This window comes from Marinobacterium sedimentorum (assembly GCF_024267675.1).
Taxonomy (GTDB): Bacteria; Pseudomonadota; Gammaproteobacteria; order Pseudomonadales; family Balneatricaceae; genus Marinobacterium_A; species Marinobacterium_A sedimentorum.
This window is the reverse complement of sequence record NZ_JALDYX010000044.1, coordinates 21,130-28,660: the sequence shown is the minus strand read 5'-3', so window position 1 is coordinate 28,660 and position 7,531 is coordinate 21,130. Positions and strand designations below refer to the sequence as shown.

Genomic DNA, 7,531 nt, shown 5'->3' with positions numbered 1-7,531 from the left:
CCTCCTGTATAATCATCGCCACAAGCCCCGACCGACCGGTGGCCAGATGGCGAGCGCTTAGATTGGGCCGATATCCCAGCTTGTGCGCCGCTTCCCTGACCAGCGCTTTGGTTTTGGCATTGACTTCAGGAAAATCATTTAACGCTCGCGAAACCGTTGCTCTCGAAAGCCCAAGGTGATCCGCGATATCTTGCAAAGTTGCCAATAATTTCTCCTATTCTTGCCGTCGCCGCGTTGCATGCGGACATGCAGCCCGCTCAAATCGGTTCAAAGCGCAATTATAGTACGTCCTCGCGAAACAAAAAAAGAGGCTGAACAACGATTTATCGCCATTCGGCTCTTGCAGCAACACTCCTATCGCCCCTATCCCACCATCACCTTCTTTGCAGCAACGGCCGGGATCCATCGGAGAAGGCCTCGGGATTGAGGTCGGGATGGGCGAGTTCCGTTGACTGCACGCACGCCGCCGCTACGCGAGCACCCAGTTCCATGCAGCCTGAAGTCGCGAGGCCGTCCAGGTGACCGCGAAGAAACCCGGAGAAGAACGCATCGCCGGCGCCGTTGGTATCCACCAACTTCTTAACAGGCGCGGCCGGTGTTTCGATCCAGGTGCCGTCGGCGCGGCAGCAGAGGGAGCCGTTCTTGCCCATGGTGCCGACCACCAGTTTTTTGCCCGCATCGATCTGCGCCGCCATAAAGGCTTTCGGGGCCGCCATGGCTTCGGTGCTGAAGAAGAGAACATCGGCGGCATCGACGAAGTCACGATGGTAATCGTCCTCACCGTCCCAGTCGTGGAGATCGCACCAGATAGGCTTGTTGACGGCACGGATGGTAGGAATGAGCGTGCGGCAATAGTTGATGATGTTGAGAACGACGATATCCGCTCCTTCGATCAGGCATTGCAGCCGTGAACGATCGAGGGCCGGTTCGGAGCTGGAGTGCGTGAGGTAGATCGAAATGCGGCTTCCGTCGTCGGCCATGAGATTTACGTGCCGTTCCGTGCCTGCGGGATCGACATCGTACACGAAGCGGAGCGGCTCCGAGGAAAGGCATTTTCGCACCTTGGCGCCATACTCATCTTCCCCCAAAAGACCGTGAAGCGTCACGTCGAGCCCGAGTTTCGCCAGGTTCAACGCCTTCCCCGCTCCAGTCGAGCCCAACGTTTCGTGGATTTCCTTGGCAAAGGTCGTTTGGGGGTTCGGCCCGGGGAGCCGCTCCATGCTGGCAATAATGTCCCAGCTGATCCCACCGATAACCAGTACGCGTTGTTTTGTCTTCATGTGGATTCAAAATCCTCTAATGCGCTTTGACGATCGCCTCGTTACGCGACGACGTCACTATGTCGAAACTGCCACGCCCGTCGCCATTGCCGGCATCGAAGCTCAGATTCGTCACGGTACACCCGGGCATCCAGTCGCCGGAGCAACCCAGCTCGCTCTGCAAGCTGCCAACGAGTGTGACGGTGCCAGGGTTCGGCGTAGGGTCGGCCAGCGCGGGAGGCGCAACGGTTCCCGCAAGGATCAATGCGGTGCCCATGACAAAACCGTACAGCGTCCGGTATAACCGGTACAGGTTTCTCTATTTATTCATGATTTCTCTCGTGTTTGTATTTGTATTAAACCGGCTCTACAGGCGTAAAATGCCGGCTTAATAGTGTTCCTTGATGTAAATTCGCGCCTCCAGCGCCGAAATCATGTCAGATGTCGCCGCGTCGCTCCCCGAGCTGAACGCCAAGCGCCAGTGGTCGGAGTTGCCAAGCTCCGGCGGCCAATTAACGCCATGATCGCTTCTGTTGATAAGCAGCAGGGTCTTCTCACCTCGCTTCAGCGCCAATACATCCTTATCGGCATATGCAACCGAGCTGAGGTGTCCTCGCAGATCGGTGTTACTGTGTCGCAGATTGATCAGTGCCTTATACTTGGCTCGAATAAATTCGTTGCGCTTCCAGCTGGCATTGGGTTTGACCGCAGGATCACGCCAAGCCATGTCTTCCCGGTTATAGGGCCATGCCTTGCCGGTACGCCCCACCTCTTCCCCCCAGGTAATCACCGGCATCCCTTCCACACTGAACAGCAGCGTTGCTGCGAGCAGATAACGATCGACATCGCCACGCAACATTGCCAGTAATGTCGGCATATCGTGATTGGACAGGAAAGGCGCGAGGAGGTGACCTGCAGCAACATCGTGGCGCCTGGACAGGTAACGACCCAGTCGCTTTGCGCTGCCCAAACCATTGAGGTACCCAAGGATATGGTCACTGAAGGTAAAATCGAAGATGGCATCCATTTCATCATCTTGAAAGTACGGGCGAGCCGTAAACTTATCCGCCCCCCAGACTTCACCGAGCAACAAGAAATCCTTACCCAGTTTTTTTCTTACCTCGGCACGGTGCGCCTGCCAGAAATCATGCTCAACATGCATCACCGTATCAAGGCGAAAACCGTCGATTCCGGTACGTTCTGCCAGACCAATGTGAGCATCGAACAGATACTGCCTTACCTCAGGCAGCTCGGTACGCAGGTCGGGCAGGCCGGATAGGCACAGCGTCACAGCTGAACCACCGCACTGTTCCCCCGCCCGCAACCACTGCGGCTTTTCTTTCTCCCAATCCGCACCATATCCCACGTGGTTATAAACGATATCCAGAATAACCTTCATGCCCAGGCCATGAGCAGCCTTCACGAGGTCATTTAGATCCTGTTCGGAACCATAACGCGGATCGATTTGGGTGAAATCGTTGGCCCAATAACCATGATGCGGGTGAAACGGACCCTCCTCGTTGCCGATAGGATGGGTGATTTGTTGAACAATAGGGGTAATCCAGATAGCAGTGGCACCCAGCTCTTTAATCTCGCCCAGATGCTCACGCAGACCTTTAAGATCCCCACCATGGAAGGCCAAGGTATTATTCAGATCAACATCCTGGTTATTGGTGGAATCTCCATCGGCGAATCGATCCAGCATCACGAAATACAGGATATCGTCTTTCCAGGTACTCGCCTGAACTATCGCAGAGAAAAACATTGCACAAAGAATAATTATTTTTATCATTCTGTCAGCACTCATTAAAAAAGAACCGGCACCGTAGATCAGAGTCAAGTCAGAAATACTGCCAGGTGCCGGCAAAACCATCCTGAAGGGGGATAGAATAAAATCAAGTTACTATTAACCTTGCTGGGAAATTTGTTCCACTCCCCACTTTCCAGTTATGTACAGGAAGTACGGTATGCCGCGTACGCATGGATGCGTATACGCGGTCACCCCACATGCCCTTTAGCTCAAGGAGTGGGCGCAAGTGCGCAGATGTGCAGGTTTTTTGCAGGGTGCGCACCCGCCTACTCCAGAGGATGAAGCATCCCTGCTTCTAACCTGCCGGGTTAATACCAAATCATCGAGTGACAAAAACAGCCGGCACGGACGTATCGGCTAAAACCAAAATTCAATGCCAAGCATTAGAACCAGATTTCAGCCTGAATACCAAAAACAGTCTCACTTCCCTTTCCGTCGGTCAGGCCAATACGATTATCGGCACCATCATTCGCTATATAGTGCGTGACATAGGGTTTGATCTGAGGACGACCGAAGTAATCCGCATTTACCGTGAACACAGTTGCAAGTTCATATGTCTGGTAACTGGTATCACTCTCCGTCAGACCCCAGGCACTTGGCATTCCCAGCTTTTCAGTACCCAGACCGGCGGTAAATTCAAGACGCAGGTTGTCGTCAACCTTGTAGGACGGTCGAACAGCAATCAATTGGCGCTCAACGCTATCCTGGCCCCATGCATTCTGAACTTTGAAGTACGTCAACTCGGATGCCAACTGAAGCTTATCGGTCAGGTTCGCTACACCATAGCTCGAGAAAAATAATCCATTGGAGTTTTTGTTAAAGCCACTATTCCAGCTGCCGAAGTTGACACCTCGGTTGGTATTAATCCCCTCCCCGTATGCCAGCACTGTTTGTGACCAGCCATCCAGGCCGTAGTAATCGCGGTTGTAGGTAACAGAACCACCGACGCCGCCGACTGAGCTATTCGCCTGCTTAGAAAACTTTAGGTCAAAATCAAAACTACCGCCTAATCCTTTCACACCGTAGTAATAGAGGTCAGTTGACGTCAGGGTGTTATCGCCATCATCCGGATCAGCGGAGACGACCGCCAGCCCAGCTTTACCGCCATCGTCGAATCCAACCTCATACCCGGCACCAACACCTGAAGACTGCTTCCAGAACTCACCGGAAAGAAGCCCAGAAGCACGATTAAGATAACGACGTCCCGCCCAGATCTGGCTATTATTATTAAAGTAAGGAAGATTTCCCAGAAGCACATACGCCTCTTTTACCTCGAAGGCACCATTTTCATCATTATCTTCACTTCCGGAAGAAGAGCGAAAACGATGTTCACCATTACCATATTCTGCGCGAAGAACGTAATCAGAATAGACATTGTCTTTATGTTCATCATGCCTTTTTACCGTTATCTCAGCCTGGTTTGCACTTTTCCCAGATGTACCGACAGTAAAATAATCAGGCTTACCAAACTCGTTTGATGAACTCGCCTCATCTACCAGGCGATAGTTGGTCATCCCATAGCCATTGACTGTCCACTCTGCGGCACTGGCCTGCAAAGATGTTCCTGCAATGACCAAGGCGGTCGCAAGCGTAGTGAATTTAATCTTCATACTGTATAACTCCTTTTTTTATTACACAAAATCACTCTGCCAAAGGCATTACGCAAAGCAAAAAATTGGTTTTGCAATAGTCCATGACAGGCCTTAAACGCAGTTAATTTAAAAAGTAAACTTCTATATATTGGAAAAGCGCGGCCATATTGCCGCCATCACTGACAGCCGCGTTTTAAAAAACATTCATGCAAATAGATCAGGTTTCGATCTTCCGAAGGGAAGTACCGATAGTGGCCACGCACCTAATCGACGCTAGCGGTCTGGCGTGCATTATATTCTGCTGAAGTAATGCAACATCCAGTTCTACCTGGCACGCCATATCCAGGTATTTATTAATCAAGAAGCTCAAGGAGCCTCTTGATGTGGCCAGAGTCGTTTCAACGCTATCCTTTTACGCCACCTGCTGACAATCCGGACACCAGATAGCGCTGCGCAATGAGAAATAGAATAGTAATAGGGGCACCCGACAAGATTGCTGCGGAGGCAAAGTCTCCCCACATATACTTGTTATCCATCAAGTATTTACGTGCCCCTACTGCCAGCGTTAAGTTATCTTCCGTGCGCAGCATAATGCTAGCCAATGGGTAGTCCGCTATAATACCGATAAACGACAGCACAAATACCACCGCTAATATCGGCGTGGCCAGCGGTAAAAAGATGAATCGGAAAATCTGGAATGGCGAGGCTCCATCAATCGATGCCGCCTTGTCGAGGGCCGGATCGATCGTATCGAAGTAGCCCTTGATCGTCCATATATGCATGGCCACCCCGCTTAAATACACCAGTATCAGGGACCAATGGCTATCTATACCCAGAATCGGCGTAATATCACCAAGCGAATCGAACAGCGCGTAAATCGCCACGACGGCCAAGGCTGCCGGGAACATCTGAACCAGCAACATGCCATCAAGCAGCGTCTGCTTGCCTCTGAACCTCAATCGAGAAAAAGCGTACGCCGCGGTGGTGGCCATCATCAATACACCGACCGACGCGATAAACGCGATCTTGACCGAGTTCCAAAGCCAATCAAGTACCGGATACGGCGGTGTTATGACTGTTCCATCAGCACGTACAAAGTCCAAGCCAAACGCGAGATACCAGTGTTCCAGGGTGGGCCGATCCGGGATCAGACCCCCGCTAATATAGTTACCCTCGCGCAACGAAATCGAGAGGGTGATCAGGAACGGGAACAAAATCAATGCAAGAATGCACCACAAAAAACCATGCGCTAAAAGCTTTTTGAATAACAAATTATTAGGTGAATGTACCATGTGAGATTCCTACTTAGTGCCACGGGCCATCTTGCGCATTGCCACGAGATTTATATAAGAAATCACGGCGACCAGGATGAACATCAGCATTGAAATGGCACCGGCAAGGCCGAAGTCCTGACTCGAGTCCGTGAAGGCGATGCGATAGGTAAAGGACGCCAGGATATCGGTATCCCCTGCCGGCACACGGGTTCCCATCATATCCGGCCCCCCCTTGGTCAAAAGGATGATCAACACCAGATTGTTGAAGTTGAATGCAAAATTCGATATCAACATGGGCACAAAGGGTGGCAGGATCTGAGGCAGTGTAATGGAGAAGAACTGCCGAATGGGTCCGGCCCCCTCGATGGCTGCAGCTTTATAGTGATCTTCGGGTATCGATTGCAAAAATCCCATACTGAGCAACATCATGTAGGGGTAACCCAGCCAGATGTTAACCATCAGCACCATGGCTTTTGCCATGATCGGATCGGTATTCCAATCAGGCGCAATACCAAAGAGTGCGCTGAGGATAAAATTAATTTCACCGAAGTTCTGGTTGAATAGCCCTCTAAAGACCAGTATCGAGATAAATCCCGGCACGGCATACGGCAAGATCAGCAGGATACGGTAGACCTTTTTTCCTTTTAGTTCACGCCACTGCAGCACCAGCGCCAACAGTATGCCAACAGCGAAGGTCGCAAGCACGGAGACCAGCGCAAATATGACAGTCCAGACAAAAATCTTACCGATAGGCTCACGGATGCCATTGCTGTGGAACATTCGGTCGAAGTTACGCGTACCAACCCAGACCTTCCAGCCCGGCTTGAGCTCTTCACCCGATTCAGTTTTATAGAAACCAACATCTTGATCCGGCGTCAGAATCGATCCATCCGCTTTCTGCAACCGCCCTGTATCGTCTATGAGACGATAGGCTGGCAACACTTTTGCAACGGATTTCAGGCTGGATACCTGAAGCTCTAGATCGCCCCTGTACAGGGTCAGCGACTTAAGGAGCTCCCGATTCTTGACGACATCCCGCACTCCCAGCACATTTTGGGGCTGTGATGCCAATTCCAACTCTATTTTGCTGCCTTTATCGGCCTCTCCGAATGGAGCAGATAGCAAAGCTGTCTTCGGCAACCATAGCCGATACAAGTCATTATCGGCTACCAGCTCGAAAGCCTGCTCTGACTCTTTGTCGATCAGATCCTGACTGGTATAGTAATTCTGCACCTGCTCAAAGGTCAGCAGATTTGAGCCACCGTAGTTCGTATAACCGATATAGCTCGTATAGATCACTGGAAACAGCGTAAATAATGCAAGCCCGGCCACAGCTGGATAATAGAACCTTGCGGTGTAAAGTCTTTTAGAAAAAAATATAATCGCGAAACCTGCTGTCAGCAGCACCAGCATCATCGCCAAGCCAAACTGCTCTTGCAAGAAAAGCGTGATAGAAATATATAACAGTAGCAGCGATACCGCCGCACTGATCGCACTCGGCGCGTATTTAATTAGATTCATAATATCACACAACATTCAGTCGAGGGCGTGCCACCCATATAGCACTGTCGCGCTATAAAAATCGGCTACACGCCG

At 51.2% G+C, this 7,531-nt stretch carries 7 protein-coding genes; all 7 read right to left on the bottom strand.

Annotated features, from left to right (window positions below; genetic code table 11):
• On the bottom strand, positions 1-205 hold a 205-nt coding region (locus MRS74_RS21790; protein WP_254582395.1), incomplete at its 3' end, for a LacI family DNA-binding transcriptional regulator.
• A 169-nt stretch (positions 206-374) separates the two neighbouring features.
• On the bottom strand, positions 375-1,280 hold the full coding sequence (locus tag MRS74_RS21785; RefSeq protein ID WP_254582394.1) for a carbohydrate kinase family protein: 906 nt from the start codon (positions 1,278-1,280) through the stop codon (positions 375-377).
• A gap of 16 nt (positions 1,281-1,296) precedes the next feature.
• Positions 1,297-1,524, bottom strand: coding sequence for a pullulanase X25 domain-containing protein (locus MRS74_RS21780; RefSeq protein WP_254582393.1), 228 nt, complete (start codon positions 1,522-1,524; stop codon positions 1,297-1,299).
• A gap of 123 nt (positions 1,525-1,647) precedes the next feature.
• Positions 1,648-3,099, bottom strand: coding sequence for an alpha-amylase family glycosyl hydrolase (locus MRS74_RS21775; RefSeq protein ID WP_254582392.1), 1,452 nt, complete (start codon positions 3,097-3,099; stop codon positions 1,648-1,650).
• A gap of 353 nt (positions 3,100-3,452) precedes the next feature.
• The gene (locus MRS74_RS21770) at positions 3,453-4,679 is read right to left on the bottom strand and encodes a carbohydrate porin (protein WP_254582391.1); all 1,227 of its coding nucleotides are present in this window, start codon (positions 4,677-4,679) and stop codon (positions 3,453-3,455) included.
• A gap of 386 nt (positions 4,680-5,065) precedes the next feature.
• Entirely contained in the window at positions 5,066-5,953 is an 888-nt protein-coding gene (gene malG, locus MRS74_RS21765) for a maltose ABC transporter permease MalG (protein WP_254582390.1), read from the bottom strand.
• 9 nt (positions 5,954-5,962) lie between these two features.
• Entirely contained in the window at positions 5,963-7,456 is a 1,494-nt protein-coding gene (gene malF, locus MRS74_RS21760) for a maltose ABC transporter permease MalF (protein ID WP_254582389.1), read from the bottom strand.
• Between the last annotated feature and the right edge of the window lie 75 nt (positions 7,457-7,531).

Bases quoted from the DNA above. Each gene is read 5' to 3' on its own strand.
- MRS74_RS21785 (WP_254582394.1), bottom strand. From the start codon at position 1,280: ATGAAGACAAAACAACGCGTACTGGTTATCGGTGGGATCAGCTGGGAC.
- MRS74_RS21770 (WP_254582391.1), bottom strand. From the start codon at position 4,679: ATGAAGATTAAATTCACTACGCTTGCGACCGCCTTGGTCATTGCAGGA.
- malG (WP_254582390.1), bottom strand. From the start codon at position 5,953: ATGGTACATTCACCTAATAATTTGTTATTCAAAAAGCTTTTAGCGCAT.
- malF (WP_254582389.1), bottom strand. From the start codon at position 7,456: ATGAATCTAATTAAATACGCGCCGAGTGCGATCAGTGCGGCGGTATCG.